Consider the following 15580-nt stretch of genomic DNA (forward strand, 5'->3'; position numbering starts at 1 on the left):
CTGGCCGGGGACGATCTGAACTGCCCCCATGACGGCCAGATGCTGAAGGTCATTGGCGAGGTCGCCTCGGAACAGCTGGACATCGTGCCAGCAACCATCCGGGTCATCCGCCACGTCCGCCGGCAATATGCCTGCGATTGCGGTCAGTGCATCCGCACCGCAGCCTTGCCGGCACAGCCGATTCCCAAAAGCATGGCTTCACCGGGCCTGCTGGCCCACATTACCGTTTCCAAGTACCAGGATGCTTTGCCTCTCTATCGCCAGGAGACCATTCTGCAGCGCATCGGCGTCGACATCCCCCGCGCCACGCTGGCGAACTGGATGATCAAGGCGGGTCAGCTGGTACAGCCGCTGATCAACCTGCTGCGGGACCAGCTGCTGGCCCATGATCTGATCCAGATGGACGAGACCACGGTGCAGGTGCTCAAGGAATCGGGCAAGGCTGCCCAGTCCAAATCGTATCTGTGGTTGCAGCGCGGTGGGCCGGCGGGTCATCCGGTGGTGTTGTATGACTACGATCCGGGCCGCGGCCAGGCCGTACCCTTGCGCCTGCTGGCGGGCTTCAAGGGCTATCTGCAGACGGACGGCTACGATGGGTACAACGCTGTGGTGGCAGCGCAGCAGCTCACCCACGTTGGCTGCATGGCTCACGCCCGTCGCCGGTTCAGTGAGGCGGTGAAGGCGCAGGGCAAGAACGGGAAAACCGGCAAGGCCCACCAGGGCCTGGCCTTTATCCAGAAGCTGTACCGGGTGGAAACGGAGGCTCGGCACCTGCAGCCGGAACAGCGCCGTGAGCTGCGGCAGGAGAAGGCTACCCCTATCCTGCAACAGCTGCGGCCATGGCTGGACCAGAGCCTGCCACAGGTCCCGCCAGGGAGTGCCACGGGAAAGGCCTTGCAGTATCTGCACAACGAGTGGGACAAGTTGGTCGTCTACCTGGAAGACGGTCGACTGGAGATCGACAACAACCGGGCAGAAAACGCGATTCGCCCCTTCGTCACAGGTCGCAAAAACTGGATGTTCAGTAACTCGGTGGCAGGCGTGAACGCCAGTGCCAACCTGTATTCACTGATCGAGACGGCGAAAGCCAACGGGCTGGAGCCTTACGCGTACCTGCGCCAGGTCTACGAACAGCTGCCCCGGGCCGACTCCGTGGAGGCCATTGAGGCGCTGCTACCATGGCATCGGAGAACCGCATGAGTATCGAGATTGATCACTTGAATGCTGATGAGTTGGTGGCGCTGAACCACCGGATTGTTGAACGACTGAAGATGTTGGAATCATTGCAGGCGCACCAATCCATGATGCAGTTCCACCCGGGCGCTCGGGTGAGCTTCGAATCACCACAAGGTGGGCGCCTGACCGGGACCCTCATGAAGTTCAACCGCAAGACGGTGACGGTGGTGACGGATAACGGGCAACGCTGGAACATCTCCCCGCACTTGCTCTCGCCGATTAAAGATGTGGCGAGGGGTAACGTGGTAGAAATCGCGCCGCAGAAGTTAAAGTAGTACAGCGCGGGTCATGCCTGCCACAGCTCCCGGCCGCCGTATACACTGTGGTTTAATTGGCGCTTACAANGCGCCGCAGAAGTTAAAGTAGTACAGCGCGGGTCATGCCTGCCACAGCTCCCGGCCGCCGTATACACTGTGGTTTAATTGGCGCTTACAAAATGCCACCCTTTTGGGGTGGCATTTTGCGTTTGTATGGTGGGCCGTGCTGGATTCGAACCAGCGACCAATTGGTTAAAAGTTGGCTCGTCTGCTTCCATCTAGTTGATTTGATTTAATTTTTCATCGGTGACGCCCGTTGCAAGTTGCACCGAAATGCACAACAAAGCAGGACTGATCCCGGCAAAAGTCCGGCAGTGGTGACCAATTGGATAAGGGCTAAGTAGGCCAGATTATCACTGCGATCACGTTCCATTTTGCTATCGACGCCCCAACCATTCCCCAGTAGTGATCGGTGTGACTCGGGCTGCGCCCAGGTCACTGCACTTCCTGCGTCTGTTTCGACTGCGCCTTCCCCTGCTTAACCATCGCCCGCATCATCACGCTGGTTTCCCGCGCGTGCTGCCCCAATGATGCCTTCTCGGATGCGGTCAGCATCCGGGGAGCGGAAGAGGTAGCTTGCTTCGCTTTCTGTAATAAAGTCGAAACCGTAGCCGAATACTTTTTGCCACCATTCTTCAAGGTCGCCATGCTTTACCCTCAATTTCTCCAGGGTCTCCTGAGACGGGGCCAGTATAGCAGATCGGCGCTGACCGGTTAACGTGGTCGCCCCGATGACTATTCCGCCCGCGTGCTCTATGAAACCGCGCAGGTTGGCAAGAACCGCATGAGCTGTTTACGGTGGTGGGCGGAGACGGTGAACAAGCGGGCCGTCGTGGCAACCGGCAATGATTTCTATGGCATACCGGACCGCCAGTTCGTGTCCGATCACAGCAAGGCCAAGGGCCTGGCTCGCGAGCAACTCGACCGGGTCAAGGATGAACATGTGCGGATGAGCCTGCGGCTGCAGAAGGCCTTCGGGCTCCGGCGGGAGGAAGCCCTCAAGATTCGACCCCGCTGGGCGGATCGCGGCGACCACCTGCATCTGAAAGCCAGCTGGACCAAGGGTGGGCGGGAACGTACCGTCCCCATCCGCACCAGAGAGCAGCGGGCCCTGCTGGAGCAGGCCAAGCGCCTGGCGCTCCCTCAACGACTGCTTGACCATCACGCCCGTAGATGCCAATGGCAATCACCTTCGGCTCATCGCTACTCAGTGCCCTGATTGCCTTTTGTTATCACGTCCAAATATCTACAACACAATGGCAACAATTTCCGCTACATAGACAGCATCACCAGGTTTGGTCTACGCTGAAAACTGGGTGTATTGGCAGTTGTGTGGTCTAGTCCCCGCGCGAGGTGCTGTGTCGTCCAGACGAGGCGCAATTGTAAGGAAATAAAATCGGTAAGCCATGGAGGGGATATGGTGCCAACGACAGGGGGAAACCACACCAAAGAGATCGCTGCGGCAACTTCGCCGCTGTCGCATCAAACAGCTAATCCCCCTTCCCCTTCAGTAGCGATCGACAGACTGGTTGTTCGCAATGTGCTGATTGCGCTTGCCTATGCCGTACTGGCCATTGCGGCGCTGTCATTGATCACCCCGTCCGGCTATACCTCGCCGCTGTGGCCGGCGGCTGGCTTCGCCCTGGCCGTCATTCTGATGGGCGGTCTTCGTTGCTGGCCGGGGATCTGGCTGGGCGCATTTATCGTCGATCTCTCACTGGATGTGTCATGGTCGGGGGCTGTCGTGGCTGGCCTTCTGGCAGCAGGCATTACCTTGCAGGCGCTGATCGGTGCCCGCCTGACCCGGCGCTTTCTCACGGTTACCCAGCCCCTTGCCCAGGAGTACGATATCTGGCGCTTTCTGATCCTGGCCGCGCCGGTGACCTGCGTGGTTGCCGCATCCGTCAACACACTGGTGCTATTCCTCTTCGAGCGCATGACGGCTGGGGATGGCTTGGCGCAATGGCTGCTGTGGTGGACCGGCGATACCCTGGGGGTGCTGTTGTTTACCCCGCTGGTGCTCCTGATTTGGCCGGGTTCACACTCCCTCTGGCTGCATGGCGGTAAACGTGTGGCATTGCCACTGCTGGTAACGGCGGCCCTGATGGGGGCCGGTCACGTAGGCCTTGCCCAACTGGAGACCAGCAAGGCCAAGTCTGCGGCCGACCAGCTGATGGATAATGCCTACGAAGCGCACGTGTATTCCCTGTCACGACTGCTCGAACCGCTACGCAGCCTGAAGCGGTTTTTAATTACCAGTGAAGAGGTCACGCGCGAAGAATATGCCATCTTTACTGCCGACCTCACCGACCAGGAGGGGCTGCTCTCGGTTGACTGGGCACCCCGTGTGCCGCTGGCAGAACGTACGGCCTTCGAGATGGCCCAACGTAACGACGGCCAGCAGGATTACCGAATCTTCGAGCTGGATGCCGAACGGCAGCCACAGCCACCAGCTGAGCGCAGTGAGTATTTCCCAGTACGCCACACCGCGCCCATGGCAGGAAACGAGGCGGTGATCGGCCTTGATCACGGATTTGAAGAAGCCCGCCGCAAGGCCATGGCACATGCCGCAGAAACCGGTGAAATCATCGCTACCTCTGTCATTAGCCTACTGCGCACCCAGCGATATACGCTATTAACCTTCCAGGCGGTATACCCGCACGACTTCGACCTAAGCGCTGCATCGGAGCGTGAGCGAAACGCTGCGCTGCACGGGTTTATAGTTGGGGCCTTTGATATCGATACCCTGTTTGCCTCTCTGGCGCGGGAAACGGAACAACATCGCATCGCGTTTCGTGTCAGCGATGTGACCCCGGGCTATACCACGCATCTTCTGGCGGGCAATCTGACAGCAGACACGCTTGCCGAATGGGAACGCACGATCAGGTTTGGTGATCGCTACTGGTTGCTGGAGATGCATCTCCTCGATGGCTACTGGCAGCCCGGAGCCACCCTGACATCAAGGATCTATTTCGGCTTTTCGGTTTTGGCCGCCCTGCTCATCGCCTTCTCGGCCCTCAGTGCCGCCGGTCGCCAGGCCGCCACCGAGGAAGTGGTGGCTGCCCGCACGGTCGAACTGGAAGCGGAATTGAGTGCGCGCCGCAAGATACAGGCCGCCCTGCGCGAGAGCGAAAACAATCTCGATATTACCCTCCAATCCATCGGTGATGCGGTGCTCACCACCGATGCCGACGGCTGCGTCACCCGCATGAATCCCATCGCCGAGAAACTCACGGGGTGGCCGCTGGCCGAGGCAATGGGTCGCCCCATCGAAGAGGTATTTCACATCATCAACGAGAAGACACGCCTGCCCTCACCCATTCCGGTTGAGAAGGTATTGCGCACCGGAAAAATTCACGGCCTGGCCAATCATACCGTCGTTATTTCGCGTGATGGTCACGAGTTTCACATCGCCGACAGCGCGGCGCCTATCTGTGATCAGGACGGCAATGTGCTGGGTGTGGTACTGGTATTTCGTGATGTCGGCAAGGAGCGGGAGGCCGAGCAGGCCCTGCTGGCCAGCGAGACGCGCCACCGTGAACTCATCGAGCATTCACCCCTGGGAATATTCATTCAATGTGCTGGCCGCTTTGTGTTCATGAATCCCAAGGCCGTCAGTCTTCTTGGTGCACATTCACCGGATGATCTGATTGGAAAGAAGGTACTGGATTTTATCCACCCGGATAGCCGGGATGCCGTGCATGAACGGATTCGCCAACTGAATAACGAGGACAAGGGCGCGCCCCCGCTGGAGGAAACCTGGTTGCGCCTTGATGGTTCGAGTTTCTGTGGCGAGGCGGCAGCAGTACCCTATCTGCATGAAGGTGAGCCGGCGGCGCTGGTGTTGCTACAGGACGTGACCACACGCAAAGAGGCAGACAAACTGCTGACACAGGCCCGCCTCGACGCCGAGCAGGCCAACCGCGCCAAATCCGCCTTTTTGGCCACCATGAGCCATGAGATCCGTACACCAATGAACGGTGTTATCGGCATGGTGGAAATACTCTCCCAAAGCCGCCTGTCTGCTCACCAAACCGAGCTGGTCAATACCATCCACGAGTCGGCAACAGCGTTGTTGACTATCATTGACGACATTCTGAACTTCTCCAAGATCGAGGCCGGTCGCCTGGAGATCGAGAATATTCCCGTTTCCGTGCCGGATATCGTTGAAGGATTGTGCAACTCGCTGGTGCCGGTCGCCGCCGCAAAAGGGGTTAACTTGAATCTGTTCATTTCCCCCCGCATTCCGCCGCGGCTGCTGTCGGATGATGTCCGCCTTCGCCAGTTGCTGTACAACCTCATCGGCAACGCCATCAAGTTCTCCGGAGGGAATGCGCAACGGCCCGGCAGAGTATCCATCCGGGTCGATATCGCGACAGAAAACCAGACGCTGCTTTTCCTGTCGTTCCGTATTGCCGACAACGGTATTGGCATGAAACCGGAAACACTGGACAACCTGTTCACACCATTCACCCAGGCCGAGGTATCGACCACACGCCGTTTTGGCGGGACGGGTTTGGGGCTGACCATCTGCCAGCGCCTGGTGGATTTGATGGATGGCACTATCACGGCGGAAAGCAGCCTTGACGAAGGATCGGTGTTTACCGTCACCCTCCCCATGCAAAACCCAGGGGGAGAGCCGGAGAGCACCGATATCACTTTAGACGGTCTCGATTGCATCCTGATCGAGGATCCGCACTTCAATGCCTCGGACCTTTGCATCTACCTCGAACATGCGGGCGCGAAGGTTGTCCTTGTGGATGATATAGACAAGGCTGTTGAGCTCGCTTCCAGGTATGGCGATTTCATCGTGGTGATTCAGTATGCCGGACGGCAGGAGCCGGACGGACATGACCGATTTGACTCACTGCCCAAGGTACGTCACCTCTGGATTACCCAAGGTCGACGCCGAAGGGCGCGGGTGGAAAAACCCGATGTGGTTTCCCTGGACGGCGATGCCCTGCGTAGGCACGCGCTACTGCGTGCCGTGGCCGTGGCTGCTGGCCGGGCTTCCCCTGAAGTCTTTCACGACCACCGCGAAGATGACTTCACCCACGAGGAGACCGTCACAGCACCGACGGTGGCCGAGGCCCGTTCGCAGGGAAGGCTGATCCTGATCGCCGAGGATGATGACCTCAATCAGCGTGTCATTTTGCAGCAACTCCGCCTGCTCGGTTATGCCGGTGAGGTGGCGGCTAACGGCGAAGAGGCACTACGTCTGTGGCGCGAAGGGAGTTACGCCCTGCTGCTAACGGACCTGCACATGCCTGAAATGGACGGCTATTCACTGGCGCAGATCATCCGCCAGGAGGAGCGGGGCGCACGCCTGCCCATTGTCGCGCTGACCGCCAACGCCCTGCGCGGTGAGGAAAGCCGGGCCAAGGCGGTGGGGATGGATGCCTACCTGACCAAGCCTGTGCCGCTCAAGAAGCTCAGAACCATGCTGGAGGAGTGGTTGTCACCGCCACCGTCTGAGATAGCCACCGATACGCTGACCGATGAGGGAGGATTGCCGCACTCAGGACAACTGCTTGATATCAGTTTACTCATGCAATTGGTCGGTGACGACCCGGTAACGGTGCATGAATTTCTCGCTGAATACCTGAAAACCGCCGATACGCTGGTGCAGGAGATGGAATCGGCCTTTACGGCGGGCGATGTGCGTCACGTCAGCGCCATTGCGCATAAGCTCAAGTCATCCTCCCGTTCTGTCGGTGCCCTGATACTGGGGGATCTTTGTGCGGGAATAGAAAATGCAGGGAAGGAGGGTGATCGCACCTTCATCGCTGAACAGCTGCACGAGTTACGCTCAATCTGGCTGGCGGTAAAGCATGAAATTCATTTTCAGCTGTCGCCACAGAGTCCGCGACCCACGGAGGGTATATGAAATTTCTCCTTATTGATGATGAACCGTTTGCACTGAAACTGCTTTCACGGCAACTTGCCAATCTCGGGTTCGATCAGGTCGTCGCGATGGAACATCCGCGTGATGCACTGGCAATGCTTGAATCCGGTTCAGACTCTTTCGATATAATTTTTCTGGATTTGCAGATGCCGGACATGGATGGCGTCGAATTTGTGCGTCATCTTGTGCGGATTGCCTATACCGGCGGCCTGATGTTGGTCAGTGGCGAAGACCAACGCATTCTGCATACCGCAGAAACACTCGCCAATGCCCACAAACTGCGCGTACTGGGGGCCCTTCACAAGCCGGTCAATCCGGATCAGCTAAAAAAGGCCATCGCAGCTGCGCCACAACAGCACGAGAAAACTGCGCGAAAAGTCTATGCGCCGGATGAGCTGAAACAAGCCCTTAACAATAGGGAGTTGATCAATTACTACCAGCCCCAGGTCGATCTGGGTACCGGACGTGTCGTCGGGGTAGAGACCCTGGTGAGATGGCAACACCCTGTCGATGGGCTGGTATACCCGGATCAATTTATCGGTATGGCAGAAGAACACGGCCTGATTGATGACTTGACACGGCTCGTCCTTGCCAACGCGCTTGCTCAGGCACGGCGGTGGCATGATATGGGCGTGCCCCTTCAGGTTGCCGTGAATGTCTCCATGGATAATCTTGCGAGGCTGGATTTTGCCGATTATGTTGCCCATGAAATTGCAAAGGTCGGCATTCCGCTTGCCAGTATCATACTGGAGGTGACGGAGAGTCGTCTCATGAAGGATCTGTTGACGCCATTGGACATCCTCACCAGGCTGCGCCTGAAGAATATCGGTCTTTCCATCGATGATTTTGGCACCGGTCACTCATCGCTGGCGCAACTGCGTGACATTCCATTCGACGAACTCAAGATTGATCAAGGATTTGTGCAGGGCGCGCACAACTACGCCCCGCTACGCGCCATTGTCGAGGCCAGCCTTGCCATGGCACAGCACCTGGGTATGAAAACGGTGGCTGAGGGTGTCGAATCCAAACTGGACTGGGATTTCATCCAGAACACCGACTGCGATCTGGCACAGGGTTACTTTATCGCCAAACCCATGCTCGCCGACGAAATTACCTCCTGGATTCCGGTGTGGGAGTCCGGTCTGCCGACGCTCATCAAGACCCGCTCATGAACAGTAAAGGCGAATATCCTCATCGAAACCGATATACAAAAGGAATAAACGGGCTATTGGGGGAATTTTCTTACAGTATCCGGATGCTTTACACGCATTGAACCGAGTGATGGCCATCGAGTGTGCTGAAATCGCGCTTGCATTGGTACATTTGCAAGTCTTCTTGGGTCATTTCCAGGCCGTAACCCACAGGAATCCATGCCACTCTGTTATTCAGCGCCGTCAGGATCTCAGGTCTGGCCCTTGTACGGTTGTCTCAGCGGGCCAAACGGGTGAGAAACTCGGAGGCTGAATGAGCCGGAGGGCAATTTGCGCCGGTAAGCGGACGCGCTCAAGTCACTGCCAAGCGCAGCGGGTAGTGACGTGGGCGCTGTGCCTCGCCCATGCCGCAACAAGCACTCACTCAGAACCGCCTGGTCTCTGCAGAAACCACCCAGAGGGCATCCAGACCTGTCTCATTCCCACGTAATGCGTAACCCGGCAGGACTTGGTGCAGGTGGTGCCACTGGCACCATAAACCCCGGCAGCCCATGACGGGAAAAAACCCCGCCACAAGTTGACCGGGTTTTTTGTGACAACCGCATTATCGGTTGTTCTATAGTACCCCCAGCAACGGAATTTACCCGTGGCCACTACGGAAAAGTGGCAAGGAAGACCCCACCTTGCATTCGCAAACGGGGTAGGCAGGTTCCGGTGGTAGTGGAATCTGCTAAACGCGTCGCTCAGGGCCGTTCTCGACGCAACGATCAGTAATGACCGGGTCCATCTTCGAACCACCACGGTGNTTTAGTTTGCCAATGAGGATACTTTAGTTAATGGTATCATTGTTGAATAAAAAAGCTCAGAGGGGTATTGCCGTGAGATTGCTCATTGTACTCCCGGGTATAAAGGGAAGTGCGCTTACCGCGTATAAGTAATTGATTTATATAGGATAAGTGGCGGTGGGCCAGCCTGCATGGTGTATACCGGTTGAGATTGTCTGCCTTAGCTGCATTGACCTGGGCCATTTGGGCAGTATTAAGGGCTAAATTACCGGTGGTATGCGCAGCGGGAGTTCTTGCCTACTAAGATTTAATGTTGTTATTTATGTTGTAATAATATGGTTTATTTCGTAAGCAATTGATTTTAATGATGTATTGGTACCGGAGGCCGGACTCGAACCGGCACGCTTTTTACGGCGGGGGATTTTGAGTCCCCTGTGTCTACCAATTTCACCACTCCGGCAGAAGGGCGGCGGGCGCTGACTTTAGGCCCGTGGAGAGCGCGCGATTATAGCAATCGGGGCACTGACTGCAATGATTTTCCTTAACCTGGCGGCCATTTAGCTGTAGACTGCTCGCCGCTCACGGCAGTGACTGCCCGGAGTGTTGGTTGGCCCCCGGGGCCAAATTTCTGAGTATCGCAGGAGAAAAGATCGTGCCGATGAAATTGATCAAGAAGACCCCCGAATACAGCATTTTCCAGCGTGGCGATGAGCGCTATGCGGTCCAGGACGCCAAGCGGAAGGCTGTGAATGGCGACGAAAAAGTCAGCATCCTGACCGCGGAAGGCCTGCTGAAGGCGCCGACACCGAAGCCGGCCCCGGTTGAGGAAGCGCCCGCTGAAGAGCCCGCCGCTGATGCTGCGGAAGAAGTCGCGGCTGAGGACGCCGGGAGCGAACCTGCGGCCTGAGCCAGTTTGCAGGCCAGGAAGCCGGCTTCGGGCCGGCTTTTTTTGCGATGAAAGTCAGCGATTTCCACTATGAATTGCCGCCGGAGCTGATTGCCCAGCGGCCCCTGCCCGAGCGCAGTGCCAGCCGTCTGCTGACGGTGGACGGCGCCAGCGGTGCGCTGCGGCACCTGCAGTTTACCGATCTCCCCAACTGCCTGCGTGCCGATGACCTGCTGGTATTCAATAATACCCGGGTGATCCCCGCGCGTCTGTGGGGTCGCAAAAGCACCGGCGGGCGGGTAGAGATTCTCATCGAACGGATGACCGGCACGGGCACGGCGCTGGCCCACATCCGCGCCAGCAAGTCCCCCAAGCCTGGTATGGTCATCCATCTGGCGCCCACTGAGGGCGCCGAACCTGGTCCCTGGCAACTCACGGTAACCGGGCGCGAAGGCGCACTGTTCCAGCTGCAGGCGCCCCCCGGGGTGGCACTGCACGAGATCCTGGTGGCCATCGGCCATATGCCGCTGCCGCCCTACATTGAGCGCGCGGACGAAGCGGCGGACAGGGAGCGCTATCAAACGGTGTTTGCCGAGCGCGATGGCGCAGTGGCCGCTCCCACCGCGGGCCTGCATTTCACGGAGGCGTTGCTGCAAGAGGTCACAGCCGCGGGCGTGGAACGCGCTACGGTCACCCTGCACGTAGGCGCCGGTACCTTCCAGCCGGTGCGGGTGGACTCTGTCGAGGACCACCACATGCACGCCGAGTACCTGGAGGTGGACGAGGCCCTGTGTGCCGCCGTGGCCGCGACCCGGGCCCGGGGCGGCAGGGTGGTGGCGGTGGGTACCACCGCGGTGCGCTCGTTGGAGTCCGCCGCCAGCGGCCATGGCCTGGTGGCTCCCCTGCGCGGCGATACGAATATTTTTATTTTCCCGGGCTACCGGTTCCGGGTGGTGGACGCGATGATTACCAACTTTCATCTGCCGGAATCCACGCTGCTGATGCTGGTCAGCGCCTTTGCCGGCCGCGAACACATTGCCACCGCCTATCGCGAGGCAATTGCCCGGCGCTACCGGTTTTTCAGTTATGGTGACGCCATGTTCATTACCCCCGAGCCCGCTGCCCTGGAATCGCGATGAGCCGGACCTGCCACCTGCAGTTCGAACATCTTGCCAGTGACGGCCACGCCCGCCGTGGCCGCCTGACTTTTCCCCGCGGCAGTGTGGAAACTCCCGCCTTTATGCCAGTGGGAACCTACGGCACGGTGAAGGGCATGTTGCCCCGGGATATTCGCGGCATCGGCGCCGAGATCATCCTCGGCAACACTTTCCACCTCTGGCTGCGCCCCGGTACCGACATTATCCAATTGCATGGGGACCTGCACGATTTCATGGGTTGGGATGGTCCCATTCTCACTGATTCCGGCGGTTTCCAGGTGTTCAGCCTGGGCGCCATGCGCAAGATCACCGAGGCAGGGGTGAAGTTTCAGTCGCCGGTAGACGGCGCCCGGGTATTCCTGGACCCGGAGACATCGATCGCCATCCAGCACAAGCTGGGCTCCGACATCGTCATGATTTTTGACGAGTGCACCCCGTACCCGGCCACGGAACCGGAGGCGCGCGCCTCCATGGAGCTGTCCCTGCGCTGGGCGGCCCGCAGCCGTGCCGCCCACGGCGACAGCCCGGCGGCCCTGTTCGGGATCGTCCAGGGGGGTATGTACGAGGATCTGCGCACCGAGTCCCTGGCGGGGCTGGAAGCGATCGGCTTCGACGGCTATGCCATTGGCGGCCTGTCAGTGGGGGAACCCAAGGAGGAGATGACCGCGGTGCTGGATTACCTGCAGCCCCGTTTGCCCGCGGACCGGCCCCGTTACCTGATGGGGGTGGGTACCCCGGCTGATCTGCTGGAGGGCGTGCGCCGCGGCATCGACATGTTCGACTGCGTCATGCCCACCCGCAATGCCCGCAACGGCTTCATCTTTACCTCCCGCGGGGTGCTCAAGTTGCGCAATGCCCGCCATAAAACCAGTACGCTGCCGCTGGACCAGGATTGCGATTGCTACACCTGCCAGCACTTCAGCCGCGCCTACCTGCACCACCTCGACAAGTGCAACGAAATCCTCGGCTCCCAGCTCAACACCATCCACAACCTGCGTTTCTACCAAAACCACATGGCTGGCATTCGCGCGGCTATTGAGCAGGGCCAACTCGACGCCTTCGCGGAACGCTTCTATGCCGGTCAGGCCGAGGGCAACTGAGCGATGACTACGACCGCACGTCTGTTCCAGCGCCTGCAAGCGGCGCTGCCCCTGGAGCGTCCGGCCTGGGACGGTAGCGGCCGCCAGGCCGGCGTGCTGGTGGCGCTGACCGACGAAGCGGAACCTCGAGTCCTGCTGGGACGCCGCGCCCTGCACCTGCCCCTGCACCCCGGCGAGGTGGCGTTTCCGGGCGGCAAGCGCGAGCCCGCTGATCGCGGGCCCTGGGATACGGCATTGCGGGAAGCAGAGGAGGAGGTGTGCTGCCTGCCGGACCGGGTGCGCCCTCTGGGCGAACTGGCGCCCTTGTGTACCCGCAGCGGATTCACCATTCATCCCTGCGTGGCCGTCATTCCCGCGAATCTGCCGCTGCGGGCGGACCCGAGTGAAGTGGCCGAGCTGCTGCTGCTCCCGCTGCTGCAGTTCGCCGACGCATCCGCCTGGCATGTCCGCAATATGCCCGACCCGGTGGACGGCCGCCCGGTGCGGGTTCCACATTTCCGTCTGCGCCGTGATACCGTGTGGGGCACAACTGCCCGGGTGCTCCTGTTATTGGTGAATCTGGGCCTGCAGGCGGAGCTGGATTCGCTTAGGTTTACGGAGGAAGACGCATGAAATACAGCCTCGATGGTCAGGCAGTGACCCTGGTCGGCAGCGGCCAGTTCATTGCGCCCAACGCGGCGGTGATCGGCAACGTCACCCTGCACGAGCGCAGCAGTGTTTGGTTCAGCTGCGTGCTGCGCGGTGACGCAGAGCGGATCGAGGTCGGTGCTGGTAGCAATATCCAGGACGGCGCGGTACTGCACGCGGATCCGGGTTTTCCAACGGTGGTTGGGAGCAACGTGACGGTGGGCCACAAGGCCATGCTCCACGGCTGTACCATCGGTGATGGCTCCCTGGTCGGTATTGGAGCGATCGTCCTCAATGGCGCCAAAGTGGGCAGGAACTGCCTGATCGGCGCTGGCGCACTGGTGACCGAGGGCATGGAAATTGCCGACGGCAGCATGGTGCTGGGCGCACCGGCGAAAGTCAGGCGCCAGTTCACGGAGGAAGAACAGACGGCATTGGGATTGAACGCCGAACACTATATCCAGAATGCCGCCCGCTACCGGGACGGACTGGAGGTACAGGCATGAGCAATTCCGCGGAGCTCGCCTCGCCCTGTATCTCGGTGTGCCTGTTGGATGAAAGCGATGTCTGCCTGGGCTGTTATCGCAGTGCCGAGGAAATCACCGACTGGTTCATGGCCAGCCCACAGGAAAAGCAGGAAATTCTCGATCGCGCCCGGGATCGGCGGCTGGCGGATGACCAGGTCTGGTTGAACTGACAGCGTATCCCCATCTGTGTCAGCTACCAAACCGGCAAATACCAATATGGCCAGAAAACCCCGCAAAAAGGACCAGACATTCATAAGACCGGCCGAGCAGGCGGATATCCCGGTGCTGGTCGGTTTCCTCGTCAAACTCGCCCTGCATGTCGACGGGGGTGAACCGCAAATATTGAAGAGGCGTGAAAAACGGCGGCTTATGGAGTATCTGGCCACCGCCCTTACGGATAACGACAAGCTGGTGGTGGTGGCCGAGGCCCCGGACAGCAAGCTTGTTGGAATGGGTTACATCTATATCTGGCGCAGCCAGGGTATCTGGGAGCACGCAGGTGACCTGGAATTCAAATCCGGTATTATCGATAACATATGGGTGGAACCGGAGTACCGAAAACTGGGAATCTTCAGCGCCATGCTGAGGGAGTTGGTGGCATTTGCCGAATCCAGCGCTGCCCATGAGCTGATTCTCGAATACTCTGTCGCCAACAAGGAGGCCGAAGCGACCTGGAGCAGGTTGGGGTTCAAAACCACCGGCGTTCGCGCTGCTGCCTTCACCCATCTGGTAAAGGACCGACTGTCGCAAGGGGGTGATAAGTGATAGGTGATCGCAGTGTGACCGTGTTTTACGATGAAGTTATGCTTGGCCACCATCCCGAAGTGGATTTGCCCTTTCTTCCCAGCCGGGTGGAAAAACGGGTAAGGACGCTGCTCAAGGGGCTGAATTTCAAGTGGAGCTATCCGGAGCATCCGGGGCGGTTGAGTGCCATCATGGAGCTGCTCGAAAAGGAGCCCATTCCGGGGGTGCAGTTCAAGGCCGGCCCGCATGCCACCTACGAACAGCTCGGCCGCGTTCACACTACCAGTCACCTCGACCATATCTTTTCGCTGGAGGGAAAGCGGGCCTGGCTGGATCGGGATACTACCGCCATGTCGCCGGATAGTGTCAAGGCGGCAACCTCGGCGGCGGGCAATGCCATCGCCGCGGTTGAAGCGGTGGTGAGGGGGGAATGTCAGAGCGCCTTCGCCCTGGTGCGGCCTCCAGGTCATCATGCGGAGCCCGTCAGGGCGCAGGGCTTTTGCCTGTTCAACAACATCGCTGTTGCGGCCGCTCACGCCCAGGCGAAGTTGGGCTGTGAGCGTATCCTGATTGTCGATTGGGATGCCCACCACGGCAACGGCACCCAGGATATTTTCTGGGCCGATCCCGATGTTCTCTTTTTTGATATCCACCTCGCCGCCCCGTTCTATCCGGGATCCGGAAACCTGGAGGAAGTGGGGGCCGGGCTGGGCGAGGGCTACACTGTGAATGTGCCTATCCCGGAGGATGCCGGCGATCTCGCCTTTGAAAAGGCGTTCCGGGACATTCTGATCCCCGCCGCCGACCGTTTCGAACCGGACCTGGTGTTGGTCTCGACGGGTTTTGACCCGCACCGCAACGACATGGCGTTGAACCTGACCTATGATGGCTTCGCGGTGCTCACTCGCATTGTTCAGGATATCGCCGAAAGACATTGTGCTGGCAGGCTGGCCCTTGTGCTGGAAGGTGGCTATAACCTGACCTCTCTGTCCCGGGGGGTACATACGGTGCTGGAGGTGTTGGCCGGCGGGGATGTCCCGGAACTGGTGGAGTGTGGATTGCCGGAGGTAATGAAGGCCGCGGAGTTCCATCGGGATGCGTTCACGGATGATGAAGAGACGGATGATGAATAGACCGTTTCGCGA

The 15580-nt window shown here is 59.3% G+C and carries 14 protein-coding genes and 1 tRNA gene; 13 read left to right on the plus strand and 2 right to left on the minus strand.

Annotation, left to right across the window (positions count from 1 at the left end; genetic code table 11):
• Together Q6D67_RS09830 and Q6D67_RS09835 are read left to right on the plus strand one after the other, a co-directional pair.
• On the plus strand, positions 1-1200 hold a 1200-nt coding region (locus Q6D67_RS09830; protein WP_304705434.1), incomplete at its 5' end, for an IS66 family transposase.
• Positions 1197-1511 carry a hypothetical protein gene (locus tag Q6D67_RS09835; protein ID WP_304705435.1) on the plus strand — a complete coding sequence of 105 codons (315 nt, stop codon included), beginning with the start codon at positions 1197-1199 and terminating at the stop codon, positions 1509-1511. The genes Q6D67_RS09830 and Q6D67_RS09835, both read left to right, overlap by 4 nt.
• Before the next feature lie 477 nt (positions 1512-1988).
• Here the strand turns inward: Q6D67_RS09835 and Q6D67_RS09840 are convergent, their stop codons facing one another.
• Positions 1989-2201, minus strand: a complete 213-nt coding sequence (locus tag Q6D67_RS09840) for a hypothetical protein (RefSeq protein ID WP_304705436.1) — start codon at positions 2199-2201, stop codon at positions 1989-1991.
• Positions 2202-2337: 136 nt separating this feature from the next.
• Here Q6D67_RS09840 and Q6D67_RS09845 point away from each other — a divergent pair, with 136 nt between their 5' ends.
• The 3 genes from Q6D67_RS09845 (at position 2338) to Q6D67_RS09855 (ending at position 8630) form a co-directional block, all read left to right on the plus strand.
• Positions 2338-2772, plus strand: a complete 435-nt coding sequence (locus Q6D67_RS09845; RefSeq protein WP_304705437.1) for an integrase domain-containing protein — start codon at positions 2338-2340, stop codon at positions 2770-2772.
• 198 nt (positions 2773-2970) lie between these two features.
• Positions 2971-7440, plus strand: a complete 4470-nt coding sequence (locus Q6D67_RS09850; RefSeq protein WP_304705438.1) for a CHASE domain-containing protein — start codon at positions 2971-2973, stop codon at positions 7438-7440.
• Entirely contained in the window at positions 7437-8630 is a 1194-nt protein-coding gene (locus Q6D67_RS09855; RefSeq protein ID WP_304705439.1) for an EAL domain-containing protein, read from the plus strand. Before Q6D67_RS09850 ends, Q6D67_RS09855 begins: the two co-directional genes overlap by 4 nt.
• A gap of 1137 nt (positions 8631-9767) precedes the next feature.
• On the opposite strand, the gene Q6D67_RS09860 is transcribed toward Q6D67_RS09855, so the two are convergent.
• Positions 9768-9854, minus strand: a tRNA-Leu gene (locus Q6D67_RS09860).
• 198 nt (positions 9855-10052) lie between these two features.
• Between Q6D67_RS09860 and Q6D67_RS09865 the strand changes: the two genes are divergently transcribed.
• From Q6D67_RS09865 to Q6D67_RS09900, 8 genes are read left to right on the plus strand one after another with little or no spacing between them, the layout of a single operon-like run.
• Positions 10053-10301 (plus strand): hypothetical protein, encoded by a 249-nt coding sequence (locus Q6D67_RS09865; RefSeq protein WP_304705579.1) that lies wholly within the window; start codon positions 10053-10055, stop codon positions 10299-10301.
• 47 nt (positions 10302-10348) lie between these two features.
• Positions 10349-11419 (plus strand): tRNA preQ1(34) S-adenosylmethionine ribosyltransferase-isomerase QueA, encoded by a 1071-nt coding sequence (gene queA, locus Q6D67_RS09870; protein ID WP_304705440.1) that lies wholly within the window; start codon positions 10349-10351, stop codon positions 11417-11419.
• Complete coding sequence (gene tgt, locus Q6D67_RS09875) at positions 11416-12537, plus strand: tRNA guanosine(34) transglycosylase Tgt (RefSeq protein ID WP_304705441.1); 1122 nt, start codon at positions 11416-11418, stop codon at positions 12535-12537. The genes queA and tgt overlap by 4 nt, the downstream gene beginning before the upstream one ends.
• Positions 12538-12540: 3 nt before the next feature.
• Positions 12541-13149 (plus strand): CoA pyrophosphatase, encoded by a 609-nt coding sequence (locus Q6D67_RS09880; RefSeq protein WP_304705442.1) that lies wholly within the window; start codon positions 12541-12543, stop codon positions 13147-13149.
• The gene (locus Q6D67_RS09885; protein ID WP_304705443.1) at positions 13146-13670 is read left to right on the plus strand and encodes a gamma carbonic anhydrase family protein; all 525 of its coding nucleotides are present in this window, start codon (positions 13146-13148) and stop codon (positions 13668-13670) included. Before Q6D67_RS09880 ends, Q6D67_RS09885 begins: the two co-directional genes overlap by 4 nt.
• Positions 13667-13861, plus strand: coding sequence for a DUF1289 domain-containing protein (locus Q6D67_RS09890; protein ID WP_304705444.1), 195 nt, complete (start codon positions 13667-13669; stop codon positions 13859-13861). The genes Q6D67_RS09885 and Q6D67_RS09890 overlap by 4 nt, the downstream gene beginning before the upstream one ends.
• A 46-nt stretch (positions 13862-13907) precedes the next feature.
• On the plus strand, positions 13908-14456 hold the full coding sequence (locus tag Q6D67_RS09895) for a GNAT family N-acetyltransferase (RefSeq protein WP_304705445.1): 549 nt from the start codon (positions 13908-13910) through the stop codon (positions 14454-14456).
• Positions 14453-15568: a histone deacetylase gene (locus tag Q6D67_RS09900; protein ID WP_304705446.1), complete on the plus strand. Its 1116-nt coding sequence runs from the start codon at positions 14453-14455 to the stop codon at positions 15566-15568. The genes Q6D67_RS09895 and Q6D67_RS09900 overlap by 4 nt, the downstream gene beginning before the upstream one ends.
• Positions 15569-15580: the final 12 nt, after the last annotated feature.

Origin of the sequence: Haliea sp. E1-2-M8 (assembly GCF_030649675.1) — a bacterium.
Taxonomy (GTDB): domain Bacteria; phylum Pseudomonadota; class Gammaproteobacteria; order Pseudomonadales; family Halieaceae; genus Haliea.